Source organism: Streptomyces sp. NPDC041200 (assembly GCF_055591805.1).
Genome location: NZ_JBVIZF010000001.1, coordinates 688,817 through 703,860, shown reverse-complemented (window position 1 = coordinate 703,860; position 15,044 = coordinate 688,817). Strand labels below are relative to the sequence as shown.

15 protein-coding genes are annotated in these 15,044 nt (G+C 72.6%); 6 read left to right on the top strand and 9 right to left on the bottom strand.

What is annotated here, in order from left to right; all coding sequences use genetic code 11:
- Window positions 1-44 precede the first annotated feature (44 nt).
- Genes ACZ6CL_RS03390 through ACZ6CL_RS03370 form a run of 5 tightly spaced genes read right to left on the bottom strand, consistent with a single transcriptional unit; the run spans window position 45 to window position 3,001 of the window.
- A complete protein-coding gene (locus ACZ6CL_RS03390; RefSeq protein ID WP_468930548.1) occupies window positions 45-380 on the bottom strand; it encodes a DUF3817 domain-containing protein in 336 nt (111 codons plus the stop codon).
- A 55-nt stretch (window positions 381-435) separates the two neighbouring features.
- Complete coding sequence (locus ACZ6CL_RS03385) at window positions 436-969, bottom strand: MarR family winged helix-turn-helix transcriptional regulator (protein WP_468930545.1); 534 nt, start codon at window positions 967-969, stop codon at window positions 436-438.
- A gap of 21 nt (window positions 970-990) precedes the next feature.
- Window positions 991-2,340 (bottom strand): MFS transporter, encoded by a 1,350-nt coding sequence (locus ACZ6CL_RS03380; RefSeq protein ID WP_468930544.1) that lies wholly within the window; start codon window positions 2,338-2,340, stop codon window positions 991-993.
- Between the two features lie 29 nt (window positions 2,341-2,369).
- Window positions 2,370-2,660 carry an MTH1187 family thiamine-binding protein gene (locus ACZ6CL_RS03375; RefSeq protein ID WP_468930542.1) on the bottom strand — a complete coding sequence of 97 codons (291 nt, stop codon included), beginning with the start codon at window positions 2,658-2,660 and terminating at the stop codon, window positions 2,370-2,372.
- Window positions 2,657-3,001: a DUF3817 domain-containing protein gene (locus ACZ6CL_RS03370; RefSeq protein WP_385446469.1), complete on the bottom strand. Its 345-nt coding sequence runs from the start codon at window positions 2,999-3,001 to the stop codon at window positions 2,657-2,659. The genes ACZ6CL_RS03375 and ACZ6CL_RS03370 overlap by 4 nt, the downstream gene beginning before the upstream one ends.
- 139 nt (window positions 3,002-3,140) lie before the next feature.
- Between ACZ6CL_RS03370 and ACZ6CL_RS03365 the strand changes: the two genes are divergently transcribed.
- The 4 genes from ACZ6CL_RS03365 to ACZ6CL_RS03350 all read left to right on the top strand — a co-directional run bounded on the left by ACZ6CL_RS03365 (window position 3,141) and on the right by ACZ6CL_RS03350 (window position 5,677).
- A complete protein-coding gene (locus ACZ6CL_RS03365) occupies window positions 3,141-3,779 on the top strand; it encodes an AIM24 family protein (protein ID WP_468930539.1) in 639 nt (212 codons plus the stop codon).
- Window positions 3,779-4,429 carry an AIM24 family protein gene (locus tag ACZ6CL_RS03360; RefSeq protein ID WP_468930537.1) on the top strand — a complete coding sequence of 217 codons (651 nt, stop codon included), beginning with the start codon at window positions 3,779-3,781 and terminating at the stop codon, window positions 4,427-4,429. The genes ACZ6CL_RS03365 and ACZ6CL_RS03360 overlap by 1 nt, the downstream gene beginning before the upstream one ends.
- A complete protein-coding gene (locus tag ACZ6CL_RS03355; RefSeq protein WP_468930535.1) occupies window positions 4,426-5,106 on the top strand; it encodes an AIM24 family protein in 681 nt (226 codons plus the stop codon). Before ACZ6CL_RS03360 ends, ACZ6CL_RS03355 begins: the two co-directional genes overlap by 4 nt.
- Before the next feature lie 94 nt (window positions 5,107-5,200).
- The gene (locus tag ACZ6CL_RS03350; RefSeq protein ID WP_468930533.1) at window positions 5,201-5,677 is read left to right on the top strand and encodes a MarR family winged helix-turn-helix transcriptional regulator; all 477 of its coding nucleotides are present in this window, start codon (window positions 5,201-5,203) and stop codon (window positions 5,675-5,677) included.
- Between the two features lie 36 nt (window positions 5,678-5,713).
- Here the strand turns inward: ACZ6CL_RS03350 and ACZ6CL_RS03345 are convergent, their stop codons facing one another.
- From ACZ6CL_RS03345 to ACZ6CL_RS03330, 4 genes are all read right to left on the bottom strand, one after another.
- On the bottom strand, window positions 5,714-7,096 hold the full coding sequence (locus ACZ6CL_RS03345; RefSeq protein WP_468930532.1) for a sensor histidine kinase: 1,383 nt from the start codon (window positions 7,094-7,096) through the stop codon (window positions 5,714-5,716).
- Window positions 7,089-7,745 carry a response regulator transcription factor gene (locus ACZ6CL_RS03340; RefSeq protein ID WP_385446462.1) on the bottom strand — a complete coding sequence of 219 codons (657 nt, stop codon included), beginning with the start codon at window positions 7,743-7,745 and terminating at the stop codon, window positions 7,089-7,091. Before ACZ6CL_RS03340 ends, ACZ6CL_RS03345 begins: the two co-directional genes overlap by 8 nt.
- A gap of 65 nt (window positions 7,746-7,810) precedes the next feature.
- Window positions 7,811-8,776 (bottom strand): methylmalonyl Co-A mutase-associated GTPase MeaB, encoded by a 966-nt coding sequence (meaB, locus tag ACZ6CL_RS03335; RefSeq protein ID WP_468930529.1) that lies wholly within the window; start codon window positions 8,774-8,776, stop codon window positions 7,811-7,813.
- Between the two features lie 61 nt (window positions 8,777-8,837).
- Window positions 8,838-10,019: an acetyl-CoA C-acetyltransferase gene (locus ACZ6CL_RS03330; RefSeq protein WP_468931261.1), complete on the bottom strand. Its 1,182-nt coding sequence runs from the start codon at window positions 10,017-10,019 to the stop codon at window positions 8,838-8,840.
- 154 nt (window positions 10,020-10,173) lie between these two features.
- On the opposite strand from ACZ6CL_RS03330, the gene mce reads away from it, so the two are divergent.
- Together mce and scy are read left to right on the top strand one after the other, a co-directional pair.
- Window positions 10,174-10,614: a methylmalonyl-CoA epimerase gene (mce, locus tag ACZ6CL_RS03325; RefSeq protein ID WP_468930526.1), complete on the top strand. Its 441-nt coding sequence runs from the start codon at window positions 10,174-10,176 to the stop codon at window positions 10,612-10,614.
- Between the two features lie 252 nt (window positions 10,615-10,866).
- Window positions 10,867-14,868 carry a polarized growth protein Scy gene (scy, locus tag ACZ6CL_RS03320; RefSeq protein ID WP_468930523.1) on the top strand — a complete coding sequence of 1,334 codons (4,002 nt, stop codon included), beginning with the start codon at window positions 10,867-10,869 and terminating at the stop codon, window positions 14,866-14,868.
- Window positions 14,869-15,044: the final 176 nt, after the last annotated feature.

The window sequence follows — 15,044 nt, the reverse complement described above, 5'->3', positions numbered from 1 at the left end:
CCGGCCGACCCGTTCCCGCAGGTCGGGGGGGGGTGAGGCGGGTCTCAGGCCTGCGCGGTCTGCGGCTCGCCGCTGACCAGCGGCTCCAGCTCGCGGGAGACCTTGCGCTCGACGAAGAAGGCCGCGGTCGGGATCGTCCCGGCGAGCAGCACCCAGGCCAGCTTGCCGAACGGCCACTTCGCCTTGGAGCCCACGTCGAACGCGAAGACCAGGTAGAGGACGTACAGCCAGCCGTGGGCGATGCCGACGACGCTGGTGAACCCGGACGCGCCGCTCACGTCCAGCAGATACTTGGCGATCACGCCGATGGTCAGCAGGATCAGCAGCACACCGGTGACGTAGGCCATCACCCGATAGCGGGTCAGGACGCTCTTCTTCATGCGGTTGAGCGTAACCGTCCGTTCCGGGGCGATCTTCGCCGCCCCCGGCCGGTCCTCAGCCCTCCCGCTGGTCTTCTTCCCCTGCGTCCGCGAAGTCCTCCGCGGCGATCCGCAGCGGGCGCAGCATCCGGAAGATCTCCCCGCACCCCTCGGCGTCGTACACCCCGAGCCCGAAGTCCATCGCCATCAGATCGCGGGTGGCCGACTCGACCACCTCACGGCCCTGCTCGGTGATGGTGGCGAGGGTGCCGCGGCCGTCGGCCGGATTGGGCCGCTTGTCGACCAGACCCGACTTGACCAGGCGGTCCACCGTGTTGGTGACCGAGGTCGGGTGCACCATCAGCCGCTCGCCGATCTTGGACATGGGCAGCTCACCGGACTTGGAGAAGGTGAGCAGCACCAGCGCCTCGTAGCGCGCGAAGGTCAGTCCGTACGGCTTGACCACCGCGTCGACCTGGCCGAGCAGGATCTGGTGGGCCCGCATGATCGAGGTGATCGCGGCCATCGACGGTACGGACCCCCATCGCTGCTTCCAGCGCTCGTCGGCGCGGGCAATGGGGTCGAACGGCAGGCTGAGCGGCTTCGGCACGGTACCGACCCTACCGGCCGGTCATATCGCGGTCAGCCCGGTCTCACCCCTCGAACTCGGCCCCGGCCCGCCCCCGCCTACCGTACGCCGCACCTCCAGCGCCACCAGGAGCGAGCACAACACGCCGCAGCCGCCCGCCAGCGCCGCCACGGCGTGCACCGGCACGAACTCCGCGACCGCCCCCGAGACGGCCATTCCCAGGCCCTGCGCGGTCATCAGCCCGGCCGTCAGCACGGTCATCGCCCGGCCCCGCAGCTCCTCCGGCACCGCCGCCAGGAACCACTGGTCGAGGCCGAGGGTGTACGCGATCCCGAAGCCGGTCACCACCTGGAGGGCCAGCGCCCAGCCGAACGAGGGATCCCCCGCGTACCCGACGGCGGGCAGCGCCGCGAGCACACCCACCGGCAGCGTCAGCCGGGCCCGCCCGCGCGGCCCCAGCAGCGAGCCCGCCAGCACCTCGCTCACCACCGCGCCGACCGGCATCCCGCACATCAGCAGCCCGAGCCCGGCCGGGCCGAGCCCCTGGGCGTCCGCGTACGGCGTCAGCAGCGCCTCAGGCATCACCACGAACATCGGCGGCACCCAGGACAGCAGCAGCAGCGCCCGGACGCGGCGGTCGGCGAACAGCAGGCGGACGCCGCGCAGCGAGTCCCCGAGCAGCGCCCCGGCCGCCTCGCCGCTCATGTGGCGCGCGGGGCGGTGGCGGGTGCCGAAGCGCAGCAGCAGCGCCGAGCAGCACAGCGCCGCCGCCGTGATCGCGAGGACCGTACGCGGCGATACGGCAGCCAGCAGCAGCCCGCCCGCCGCGAACCCGGCCAGCTGGGCGCTCTGCGCGGTGATCCGGATGACCGAGCGGCCCAGCACGAACAGATCGCCCTCGCCGACGATGTCGCCGAGCGTGGCCGACCGGGTGCCGCTGAAGACGGGCGAGATCGCCGCGGGCACGCAGCGCAGCGCGAGCAGCACGGGCACCGGCATCCCGGGCACCGTCATGGCGGCGACGCACCCCGCGTGCAGGAGATCGCAGACGACGAGCACCCGGCGGGCCGGGTAGCGGTCGGCGACGGAGGACAGCAGGGTGCCGCCGATCACGTACGGCAGCAGCGCGGTCGCGAAGGTGAGGGCGCTGAGGAGCGGCGATCCGGTGAGCCGGTAGACGAGGACGGACAGCGCGATGCCGCCCGCCATCTCGCCCAGCATCGAGATGAGATGCGCGGCGAAGACGGTGCGGAACTCGCGGACGGCGAAGACGGCGCCGTAGCCGGTGCGCGGCGGCCCGGGTGCGGGGCCGGGCGCGGCGGCGGGCTGGCCGGGGCGTAACGCGGGATCGCCCGCCCCGGAACCTGAACCGGAACCTGAAGTCGTCGACATGCCCTCAAGCCTGCCCGCGCGAACGCCCCCTAGGACAGATGGCGTTCCACGGTGTCGACCTTGGAGGTGAGGCCGTCCGTCACACCCGGGCGGATGTCGGCCTTCATCACGACGGAGACGCGCGGGGCGCGCGCCTCCACCGCCGCGACGGCGCGCTTGACCACGGCCATGACCTCGTCCCACTCGCCCTCGACCGAGGTGAACATCGCGTCCGTACGGTTCGGCAGGCCCGACTCCCGCACCACCCGCACCGCGTCCGCGACGTACTCCCCCACGTCCTCGCCGACGCCCAGCGGGGTCACCGAGAAGGCGACGATCATGTGTTGACCACGCCCTCGCGGCGGGCGCGGGCCGCGATCACACCGGCCTCGGTCTCGCGCTTCAGCATGCGCTCGGCGAAGAAGCCGCCGGTGGGAAGGACGGAGAGGACGAAGTAGAGCGCGGCGGTCTTCCAGCCCCACTTGGCGCGGTTCCAGGCGTCCGCCCAGAAGACCACGTAGAGGATGAAGAGAACGCCGTGCACCATGCCCATCACCGGCACACCGTTGAAGTCCGTGGTGCGCTTGAGCACCGAGCAGACGAGCAGCAGCAGGAAGGACACGGCCTCAGGCGCGGAGACCAGGCGGAGCCGGCGCAGCGCGGTGGCGGTCTTGAGTTCCACGAGAGCACCTTCGCATGAGGGGACACGGACGAGGGAACGGAAAAGGAACGCTTGTGAAGCTGTGCACAAGCGCTTCCTATTGTTGCAGCCCCGACCGCGATCATTTTCCCAGGGTGGCGAGACCGATACCGTCGGCTCCGTGGCTCACTTTCGGCTCCAGGGATCCAGGGTGCTCGCCGTCGACCTGACCGGCGACTCCGTGAAGGCGAAGAACGGCGCGATGGTCGCGTACGAGGGGGACATGACCTTCAAGAAGAGGACGGGCGGCGGGGACGGGCTGCGCGGCATGGTGACCCGGCGGCTCACCGGCGAGCAGATGGAGGTCATGGAGGTGAAGGGGCACGGCACGTGCTTCTTCGCCGACCGGGCCAGCGAGATCAACCTGGTGTCGCTGAACGGCGAGAAGCTGTACGTGGAGGCCGGGAACCTGCTGTGCACGGACGCCGCCCTGCGCACCGGCACCTCCTTCACCGGGCTGCGCGGCTCCGCGCAGGGCAACGGGCTGTTCACCACGACCGTGGAGGGCACCGGCCAGGCGGCGCTCGTCTCGCACGGCACGGCGATCGTGCTGCGCGTGACCCCGCAGACCCCGCTCCAGGTCGACCCCGGCGCGTATGTAGCGCACACCGGTAACCTCAAGCAGCACTTCCAGTCGGGGGTCAGCTTCCGCGCGCTGATAGGTGAGAGCGGGGGCGAGGCCTTCCAGATCCGCTTCGAGGGCGAGGGCCTGGTGTACGTGCAGCCCAGCGAGCGCAACACGATCGGGGGCGAGGTCTGATGCCGTTCACCAACCTCACCTCCCGCATGGTGGAGGCCCAGGTGACGCCCGGCCAGACGCTGTTCAGCCAGCGTGGCGCGATGCTGGCGTACCGCGGCCAGGTGCGGTTCACCCCGAGCATCACCGGCGGCCAGCGCGGGGTGATGGGCATGATCGGGCGGCGGGTGGCCAACGAGGCGGCGCCGCTGATGACCGTCGAGGGCCAGGGCACCGTGATGTTCGGGCACGGCGGGCACCACGTACAGGTGATCGACCTGGTCGGCGACACGCTGTACGTGGAGGCGGACCGGCTGCTGGCGTTCGACGGCTCGCTGCGCCAGGGCACGATGTTCCTGGGGTCGCAGGGCGGGGTGATGGGCATGGTGCGCGGCCAGGTGACCGGCCAGGGGCTGTTCACCACCACGCTGGAGGGGCAGGGTTCGGCCGCGGTGATGGCGCACGGCGGGGTGATCGAGCTGCCGATCCGGCCGGGGCGTTCGGTCCATGTCGATCCGCAGGCCTATGTAGCCCACCGGGGTGATGTTCGCAATAAGCTCTCGACGGCCCTCGGCTGGCGCGACATGGTGGGCCGCGGCTCGGGGGAGGCCTTCCAGCTGGAGCTGTCCGGCACCGGCACGGTCTATGTCCAGGCATCGGAGGAGAAGCTGTGAACGGCCCCGTCATCCACGACGCGCACACGCTCCCGGCCGACGACAACATCAATCCGTACGCCTTCGGCGTGGAGCTGGACGGCCAGTGGTTCCTGCAGAAGGGGAAGATGGTCGCCTACTACGGGCAGATCGGCTTCCAGGGCATCGGGCTCGGCCGCCTCGACCGGCTCATCGCCGGCAGCTTCCACTCGCCGCTGCACGCCGCCGAGTGGGTGGTGGCCGAGGGCAAGGGCAAGATGGTGCTCGCGGACCGGGCGTTCGACGTCAACTCCTTCGACCTGGATGACGGGAACCTCACCATCCGGTCGGGCAATCTGCTCGCCTTCCAGCCATCTCTGGCACTGAAGCAGTCGATCGTGCCGGGCTTTCTGACGCTCATCGGGACGGGGAAGTTCGTCGCCGCCTCGAACGGGCCCGTGGTCTTCATGGAGCCGCCGATCCGGGTCGATCCGCAGGCGCTGGTCGGCTGGGCGGACTGCCCCACGCCCAACCACCACTACGACCACGAGTATCTGCGCGGGGTCATGGGCGGCATCCGGGCGCACACCGGGCTCGGGGGCACGTCGGGCGAGGAGCACCAGTTCGAGTTCGTGGGCGCCGGGACGGTGCTGCTCCAGTCCACGGAGGAGCTGATGGCGGAGATACCCGTCGGCGAGAGCGGGGGTACCGGTTCGTGAGCACGAAGGTGCGGAGTGTAACGTCGAACAGGTGACCTCTAGCCCCGCACATCCATTGGTTCGGAATTCAACTTCTATAGGTAGAATACATCCCATGGAGACCGAGAACGGCACGCGCTGGCTCAGCGATGAGGAACAGCGCGCCTGGCGCACCCACCTGGACGTCAGCCGACTGCTGACCTACCAGCTCGAACGGGACCTCCAGCCGTTCGGCCTGACCATGAACGACTACGAGATCCTGGTCAATCTCTCGGAGTCCGAAGAGCACCGGATGCGGATGAGCGACCTCGCGTCCGCGACCCTGCAGTCCAAGAGCCGTCTGTCCCATCAGATCACCCGGATGGAGAACGCCGGGCTGGTCCGCCGCGAGAACTGCGAATCCGACCGGCGCGGGCTGTACGCGGTCCTCACCGAGCACGGCTGGGACACCATGCGCAAGGTCGCGCCCCACCACGTCGAATCGGTGCGCAAGCACTTCATCGACCTGCTCACCCCGGCCGACCTGGAGTCGCTGTACGGGTCGCTGGTGCCCGTAGCCGACCACCTGCGCGTCCAGCGCGGCCGGGTCTAGGGTCCGGCCGGGTCTAAGGGTCCGGCCGGGTCCAGATCACTTCAGCGGCAGCCGCACCTCGAACAGGGCGCCGCCCCCCGGCGCCTCACCGACGGTGAGCGCGCCGCCGTGCCGCACCACCACGTCGCGCGCGATGGCGAGGCCGAGCCCGGCCCCGCCATCGTCGCGGCTGCGGGCGTCGTCGAGCCGTACGAACCGCTCGAAGATCCGCTCCCGTTCGGCCTCCGGCACCCCGGCGCCGTCGTCCGCGACCGCGACCACGCCCTCGGCGCCCTCCGCCCGCACCGACACCCGCACCTCGCCGCGCGCGTGCCGCTGCGCGTTGTCGACCAGGTTGCCCAGCACCTGGGTGAGCTGCCCCCGGGAGCCCGTGGCGGCCACCTCCGCCAGGTCGGTACGGACCGGCACCCGGTCCCCGGTCCGCTGCTCGACCGTCTCGCGCACCAGCGCGTCCAGCGCCACCCTGCTGTCCGCGCGGGGGCGCTCCCCCGCGTCCAGCCGGGCCAGCAGCAGCAGATCGGCCGCCAGCCGCTGGAGCCGCACCACGTCCTCCACCGCGCCCGGCAGATCCAGCAGTTCGGGGTGGGCCACGCCCACCTCCAGCTGGGTACGGAGCGAGGCCACCGGGGAGCGCAGCTCGTGCGAGGCGTCGGCCACGAACGCCCGCTGCCGCTCCACCGCCGCCTCCAGCGCGGTGAGCGTCTCATTCGTCGTCCGGGCCAGCCGCGCCACCTCGTCGTGCGAGCCGGGCTCGGGCACCCGCCGGGACAGATCCGTACTCGCCGTGATCGCGGCCATCTCCTGCCGGATCCCCTCCACCGGCCGCAGCGCGCGCCGCGTCACCAGCCAGGTCACCCCGGCCACCACGAGCAGCAGCAGCGGCAGCCCGATGAGCATCGCCTGCCGTACGGTGCCGACCGCGTCGCGCTCGGTGGCCAGCGGGGCGCCCGCGTAGACGGTGACGTCCTCGCCGCGCGGGCTGGTGGCCTCCACGGCCGCCCAGCGGTAGTCGGCCGTCGTGCCGTCGATCCGGGCCGATCCGTTGACGTAGCGCACGTCCCCGTCGACCTCGCCCTCCTCGCGCTCGCCGTCGGGCGCCACGGAGACGGGGCGCACCGAGGAGCTGCCCGCCCCCGTCACGGCCTCCAGATCCTCGCTGACCGCCCGCACCCGGCGCTGTTCGTCCACCACCTGCACCGGGGTCTCGTCGTCGAGGTCGAGATCGCGGTAGGCGGTCCCGGCGGCGATCTTCGAGGCCACGTCGCGCGCCTGCACCTGGGCGTGCAGCCCGGCCTGGTCGGCCAGGTTGCCGCTCAGCACCCGCAGCACCGCGAGCCCCGCGGCCACCAGCGCCACGGCCACCACCACGGTCGCGCCCAGCGCGGCCCGTGCCCGTACCGAACCGAACGCCCTACCCACGGAGCCGGTACCCCGCTCCCCGCACGGTCTCGATGAAGCCGGGCCCCAGCTTGCGGCGCAGCGCGCTCACGTACACCTCGACGATGTTGGGGTCGCCGTCGTAGGCGAAGTCCCAGACGTGCTCCAGGATGTCCGCCTTGGAGCAGACGTCCCCGCCGTTCATCGCCAGGTGCTCCAGCACCGAGAACTCCTTGGCGGTCAGGGACACCTCGTCCCCGTCCCGCTCCACCCGGCGCGCGCCCCGGTCCACCGCGAGCGCCCCCACCCGCACCACGGGCGAGGCCCCGGCGCCGCGCCGCCGCAGCAGCGCGCGCACCCGGGCGACCAGCACGACGTACGAGAACGGCTTGGTCAGGTAGTCGTCGGCGCCGGTGTCCAGCCCCTCCGCCTCGTCGTACTCGCCGTCCTTGGCCGTGAGCATCAGGATCGGCACCTCGCTCCCGGCCGCCCGCAGGGCGCCGCAGACGCGGTAGCCGTTCATCCCGGGCAGCATGATGTCGAGGACGATCAGGTCGTACGTGCCCTCCTGGGCCCGGTGCAGCCCTTCCCGCCCGTCGTGCACCACGTCGACGGCGAACCCCTCGGCCCGCAGCCCCTTGGCGAGCGACAGGGCGAGCCGCCGCTCGTCCTCCACAATCAGCAAACGCATGGGCCAAGCGTCGCAGAGCCCACCTGAAGAACTCTTCAGGTGGGCCGCGCACCCGCCTCAAGCCCCTACGGCCCCTCGGTGACGCCCGCGACCAGCTCGTCCGCCGCCGTGTACGGATCCAGCTCGCCCGCCACCACCCGCTCCGCGAGCACGCCGAGGCGCCGGTCGCCGTGCAGATCGCCGATGCGGGCGCGCAGCGCGGTCACCGCGATCGTCTCGACCTCGCCCGCCGCCCGGCGCATCCGGCGCTCGGCGAGCACCCCGTGCTCCTCCATCCACGCCCGGTGCTTCTCCAGGGCCTGGACGACCTCGTCGGTGCCCTCGCCGCGCGCCGCCACGGTCTTCACGATCGGCGGCCGCCAGTCCCCGGGCGAGCGGGCCTCGCCCAGGCCGAGCATGTGGTTCAGTTCGCGGGCGGTGGCGTCGGCGCCGTCCCGGTCGGCCTTGTTGACCACGTACACATCGCCGATCTCCAGGATTCCGGCCTTGGCCGCCTGGATGCCGTCGCCCATGCCCGGGGCGAGCAGCACCATCGTCGTATCGGCCTGGGCGGCGATCTCCACCTCGGACTGGCCGACGCCGACCGTCTCCACGATCACCACCTCGCATCCGGCCACGTCCAGCACCCGGATCGCCTGCGGGGCGGCCCAGGCGAGGCCGCCCAGATGACCGCGGGTGGCCATGGAGCGGATGTAGACGCCGGGGTCCGAGGCGTGCTCGGACATCCGGATCCGGTCACCGAGGAGCGCGCCGCCCGAGAAGGGCGAGGAGGGGTCGACGGCGAGCACCCCGACGCGCTTGCCCGCCCTGCGGTACGCCGAGACGAGCGCGGAGGTCGACGTGGACTTGCCGACCCCCGGCGAACCGGTCACCCCGACCACGTACGCGCCCTGCGCCAGCGGCGCCAGCGCGGCCATCACCTCGCGCAGCCGCGGGGAGTCGCCCTCGATCAGCGAGATCAGCCGGGCGACCGCGCGCGGCCGCCCCTGCCGGGCCTGCTCCACCAGCGTGGGCACATCAGCGTCAGCCATGGGTGCCGCGCTCCTCATCACTCGTACGGACATCACTCGTACGGACGGACCGCCGCCGTGGTCATGCCCCGGGGACGCGGACGATCAGCGCGTCGCCCTGGCCGCCTCCACCGCACAGCGCCGCCGCCCCGACGCCGCCGCCGCGCCGCCGCAGCTCCAGCGCCAGGTGCAGCACGATGCGGGCGCCGGACATGCCGATGGGGTGGCCGAGAGCGATCGCGCCACCGTTCACGTTCACCTTTTCGGCGGAAAGGCCGAGGTCCTTCATTGACTGCACGGCGACCGCCGCGAACGCCTCGTTGATCTCGATCAGGTCGAGGTCGTCCGCCGTCAGCCCCTCCTTGCCCAGCGCGTGCGCGATCGCGTTGGACGGCTGGGACTGCAGCGAGTTGTCCGGCCCGGCCACATTGCCGTGGGCGCCGATCTCGGCGATCCACTCCAGGCCCAGCTCCTCGGCCTTCGCCTTGCTCATGACGACGACGGCGGCGGCCCCGTCCGAGATCTGCGAGGACGACCCGGCCGTGATCGTCCCGTTCCCGTCGCCCGCGAAGGCCGGGCGCAGCTTGGCCAGGGACTCCACGGTGGTCTCGCCGCGGATGCCCTCGTCCTTGGCGAAGACGACCGGGTCGCCCTTGCGCTGCGGGATCTCGACGGGGGTGATCTCGGCGTCGAACAGGCCGTTCTTCTGGGCCGCTGCGGCCCGCTGGTGGGAGCGGGCGGCGACCTCGTCCTGCTCGGGGCGGCCGATGCCGAGCCGGGTGTTGTGCGCTTCGGTGGACTCGCCCATGGCGACGTTCTCGAAGGCGTCGGTCAGCCCGTCGTGGGCCATGGCGTCGAGCATCTGGATCGAGCCGTATTTGTGGCCGTCGCGCGAGCCGGGGAGCAGATGGGGCGCGTTGGTCATGGACTCCTGGCCGCCGGCCACCACGATGTCGAACTCCCCGGCCCGGATGAGCTGGTCGGCGAGCGCGATCGCGTCCAGCCCGGACAGGCACACCTTGTTGACGGTGAGGGCGGGGACGCTCATCGGGATCCCGGCCTTGACGGCCGCCTGACGTGCGGGGATCTGCCCGGCACCGGCCTGCAGCACCTGCCCCATGATCACGTACTGCACCTGGTCGCCGGTGACCCCGGCGCGCTCCAGCGCGGCCTTGATCGCGAAGCCGCCCAGGTCGGATCCGGAGAACGAGCGCAGGCTGCCGAGGAGGCGGCCCATGGGGGTACGGGCTCCGGCCACAATCACAGACGTCGTAGGAGTCATGGTGCGTCCTCCGCGGGGAGAAGGAAGTTAACGAGGGTTATCGTCAATGTACTGACGAGTACCCGCCCGGTCACCGCCCCATCAGTGTGATCGCGCGCACGTTGCGTAACCGGCTGTGTAGCGGTGCACTAAGCCCATGCTGACGAGAATCGACCACATCGGGATCGCCTGCTTCGACCTGGACAAGACCGTCGAGTTCTACCGTGCCACGTACGGCTTCGAGGTGTTCCACTCCGAGGTCAACGAGGAGCAGGGCGTCCGTGAGGCCATGCTGAAGATCAACGAGACCTCGGACGGCGGGGCCTCGTACCTCCAGCTGCTGGAACCGACCCGGGAGGACTCCGCGGTCGGCAAGTGGCTGGCGAAGAACGGCGAGGGCGTCCATCACATCGCGTTCGGCACCGCCGACGTCGACACCGACTCCGAGGCCATCCGCGACAAGGGGGTCCGGGTGCTGTACGAACAGCCCCGACGTGGGTCGATGGACTCGCGCATCACCTTCCTCCACCCCAAGGACTGCCACGGGGTGCTGACCGAACTCGTGACCGCGGCGGCCCCCGGGGAAGCGGACCACTGAAGCGGACCACTGACCTACCCCTTCCCCGGCCGGTAGAGTGCAGGCTCGGCCGGGGTACGGGAATCGAAAGGGATCGGGGTCCGGCCCGGGCTGAGCCGATGATCTGACACCATTTCTTCGGAAGGGCCAGCTCCGGTCCGCCTGGCACGCATCACGCCGGGGCGGGGCCGAGAGGGACCGCAAGGGACTGCCAGGAACCGCGCGGTACGGAGCCGGCCGCCAACGCGACCAGGGGACGGATGGGACCGCGCAGTGCGGGGCTACGACCGCTACGAGCCTGACGATCACCTCTCGAAGTTCGAGGCCGAGATGGAGCGGCTGAAGAACGAGCGGGAGAAGGCCGTCCAGCACGCCGACGACCTCGGCTACCAGGTCGAAGTGCTGCGCGCCAAGCTGCACGAGGTGCGGCGCGCGCTGGCGAGCCGCCCTGCCTACGACAGCGCCAACGTCGGCTACCAGGCAGAGCAGTTGCTGCGGGACGCCCAGCTCCAGGCGGAGCAGGTGCGCGCCGACGCCGAGCGCGAGCTGCGGCAGACCCGCGCCCAGACCCAGCGGCTGCTCCAGGAGCAGGCCGAGCAGCAGGCCCGGCTCGAATCCGAGCTGCACGCCGAGGCGGTGGCCCGCCGTCAGCGCCTCGACCAGGAGCTGGCCGAGCGCCGCGCCACCGTCGAGTCGCACGTCAACGAGAACGTCGCCTGGGCCGAGCAGCTGCGCGCCCGTACCGAGGCACAGGCCCGGCGGCTGCTGGACGAGTCCCGCGCCGAGGCCGAGCAGGCTCTGGCCGCAGCCCGCGCCGAGGCCCAGCGCCTCGCCGACCAGGCCCGGGACCGGCTGGGTTCGGAGGCGGAGACCGCCCGCGGCGAGGCCGAGGCGATCCTGCGCCGGGCCCGCACCGAGGCCGAGCGGCTGCTGGCCAAGGCAGGGGCGCAGGCCCAGGAGGCCACCGAGCACGCCGAGCAGCTGCGCACCTCCACCACCCAGGAGTCGGACCAGGCCCGCCGCCATGCCATCGAGCAGACCCGCGCCGCCGAGGCACGGATGCTGGAGGCCGAGACGGCGCTGCGCGAGGCGCGCGCCGAGGCCGAGAAGGTGCTCGGCGAGGCGAAGGACGCGGCGGCCAAGCGGCTTTCGGCCACCGAATCGGACAACGAGCAGCGCGCCCGCACCGCCAAGGCGGAGGTCGCCCGGCTGGTCGGCGAGGCCACCAAGCAGGCCGACGCGATCCGCGCCGAGGCCGAGGAGCTGCGGGAGGACGCCCGCGCCGAGGCCGAGCGGCTGCTCGCCGAGGCCGGTGACGACGCCCGGGCCAGGGTCGCCGAGGACTCGGCGGCGCAGCTGGCCAAGGCGGCGCGCAGCGCCGAGGAGGTGCTGACCCGCGCCTCGGAGCAGGCGCAGGCCACCACCAAGGCGGCGGCCGAGGAAGCGGAGCGGATCCGGCACGAGGCCGAGACCGAGGCCGACCGGCTGCGCGGCGAGGCGCACGACACCGCCAACCAGCTCAAGGGCGCGGCGAAGGACGACACCAAGGAGTACCGCGCCAAGACCGCCGAGCTGCAGGAGGAGGCGCGCCGGCTGCGCGGCGAGGCCGAGCAGCAGCGGTCGGACGCGGTCGCCGAGGGCGAGCGGATCCGGGCCGAGGCACGCCGCGAGGCGGTCGAGCAGATCGAGGAGGCGGCCAGCACCGCCGAGGAACTGCTGACGAAGGCGAAGCAGGACGCGGAGGAGACGCGTTCGGGCGCGACCACCGAGAGCGAGCGGGTCCGCACCGAGGCGATCGAGCGGGCGAACGCGCTGCGGCGGCAGGCCGACGAGCTGCTGAAGCGGGCCCGCGGCGAGGCCGAGGAGCTGGTGACCTCGGCCGAGGAGCAGGCCGAGCGGGTCAAGGAGGAGGCGGCCCGTACCGCCGAGGAGCTGCGCGAGGAGGCCGAGCAGGCGGCCGAGGCGCGGCGCAGCGAGGCCGAGGCCGAGCTGACCCGGCGGCACGAGGAGGCGGAAGCGCGGTTCAGCTCCGCCGAGCAGGAACTGAACGACGCGCGGACCGAGGCCGAGCGGCTGCGCCGGGAGTCCACCGAGGACATCGAGCGGCAGCGCGCGGAGTCCGCGGAGCGGCTGGAGAGCCTGCGCCAGCAGGCCGAGGAGGAGGCCGACCGGCTGCGCGACGAGGCCGCCGCTGACGCGTCCAACGCGCGCGCCGAGGGCGAGTCGGTGGCGGTGCGGCTGCGCAGCGAGGCCGCCGCGGAGGCCGAGCGGCTGCGGAGCGAGGCCCAGGAGACCGCGGACCGGGTGCGGGCGGAGGCGGCGAGCGCCGCCGAGCGGATCGGCGCCGAGGCCGCCGAGGCCCTGGCCGCCTCCCAGGAGGGGGCGGCGCGCCGCCGCCGCGAGGCCGAGGAACTGCTGAGCGACGCCCGCGAGGAGGCGCAGCAGGAGCGTACGGCGGCGCGCGAGCAGGGCGAGGAGCTGCTGGCGGCGGCCCGGACCCGGGTGAGCGAGGCGCAGGCCGAGGCGCAGCGGCTGTCCGAAGAGGCCGAACAGCACGCGGCGGACCTGGTGTCGGCCGCCGAGCAGCACGCCCAGTCCGTACGGGACGCGGTCGCGGGGCTGCACGAGCAGGCCGAGTCGGAGATCACCGGGCTGCGGCAGGCCGCCGAGCACGCGGCGGAGCGCACCCGGCACGACGCGCAGGAGGAGGCCGACCGGGTCCGCGCGGACGCGTACGCGGAGCGGGAGCGCGCCTCGGTCGACGCCTCGCGGGTGCGGCGGGCGGCGCACGAGGAGGCGGAGGCCGCCAAGTCGCTCGCGGAGCGCACGGTCGCAGAGGCGATCGCCGAGGCGGAGCAGTTGGGCGCGCGCTCCCGCGACGAGGCCAACCGGCGCCGCTCGGACGCCGCGGAGCAGGCGGACCGGCTGCTCGGCGAGGCGAACCACGAGGCGGAGCGGCTGCGCGCCGAGGCCAACGAGACGCTGGACGAGGCGCGCAGGAGCGCCAACAAGACCCGCGGGGAGGCCGCCGAGCAGGCCGACACGCTGGTCAGCGGCGCCACGGAGGAGGCCCAGCGGATCGTCGCGGAGGCCACCGCGCGGTCGCAGGCGCTGCGTACGGAGGCGGCGGACGCGCGGGCGACCGCGGACCAGGACGCGGCACGCACCCGGGCGCAGGCCCGCAGCGACGCCAACAACATCCGCTCGGAGGCGGCGGCCCAGGCCGACCGGCTGGTCGCCGAGGCGTCCCACGAGGCGGACCGGCTGGTCGCAGAAGCCACAACCGAGGCCGAACGGCTGCGCACCGAGGCCGCGGAGACGGTCAGTTCGGCGCAGCAGCACGCGCAGCGCACCCGCGCCGAGTCCGAGCGGATGGCGGCGGACGCGGCGGCCGAGGCGGAGCGCATCCGCACCGAGGCGTCGAGCGAGGCCGACCGGCTGGTCGACCGGGCGCGCGAGGACGCCAACAAGCGCCGCTCGGACGCGGCCGAGCAGGCGGACCGGCTGGTCACCGAGTCCTCGGCGGAGGCCGAGCGGCTCACCACGGAGGCGCAGGAGTCCGCGCTGCAGGCGACGGCCGCGGCCGAGGAGCAGGCGGACGTCATGGTGGGCGCGGCCCGCCAAGAGGCCGACCGGCTGGTCGCCGAGGCCACCGCGCAGGCCAATGGCCTGGTGGAGAAGGCCCGTACGGACTCCGACACGATGCTGGCCGAGGCCCGCGGCGACGCGACGGCCATCCGGGAGCGCGCCGAGGAGCTGCGGGCGGCGACCGCGGCCGAGGTGGAGGAACTGCACGAGCGGGCCCGCCGGGAGTCGGCGGAGCAGATGAAGGCGACCGGCGAGCGGGTCGACAAGCTCGTCGCGGCGGCCACCGCGCAGCTGATGAAGGCCGAGGAGAAGGCCAAGTCGCTGGTCTCGGAGGCGGAGACCGAGGCGAGCCGGGTGCGGATCCAGGCCGTGAAGAAGGCCGAGGGGCTGCTCAAGGAGGCCGAGCAGAAGCGGGTCGAGGCCTCGAAGGACGCCGAGCGCACCAAAGCCGAGGCGACGGCGGAGGCGAAGGAGATCGTCGACGAGGGCAAGCGCGAGCTGGAGTTGCTCAAGCGCCGCCGCGAGGACATCAACGCGGAAATCACCCGTGTCCAGGACGTGCTGGAAGCGTTGGAATCTTTCGAGACCCCCGCGTCGGGCGGCGCGGGCGGCAAGGAGAACGGCGCTGTGAAGACGGGGGCGGGAGCGGGAGCGACACGGTCGAGTGGAAAGCGGTCCGATGGGTAGGGGAACACGGTCCGACGGCTAGCTGCACCGGGCGTGTCGTGTCCGTATCATCCCGACGAGTGACAAGGTCTCCGTCTTACGTCCACTCAAAAGGCTGGACATTCTCCAGATCAAACGGACGTTGACTCGATGACACGCCGTTCGGCCCCCTAGGATTTGCTCTATCACCTCACCGG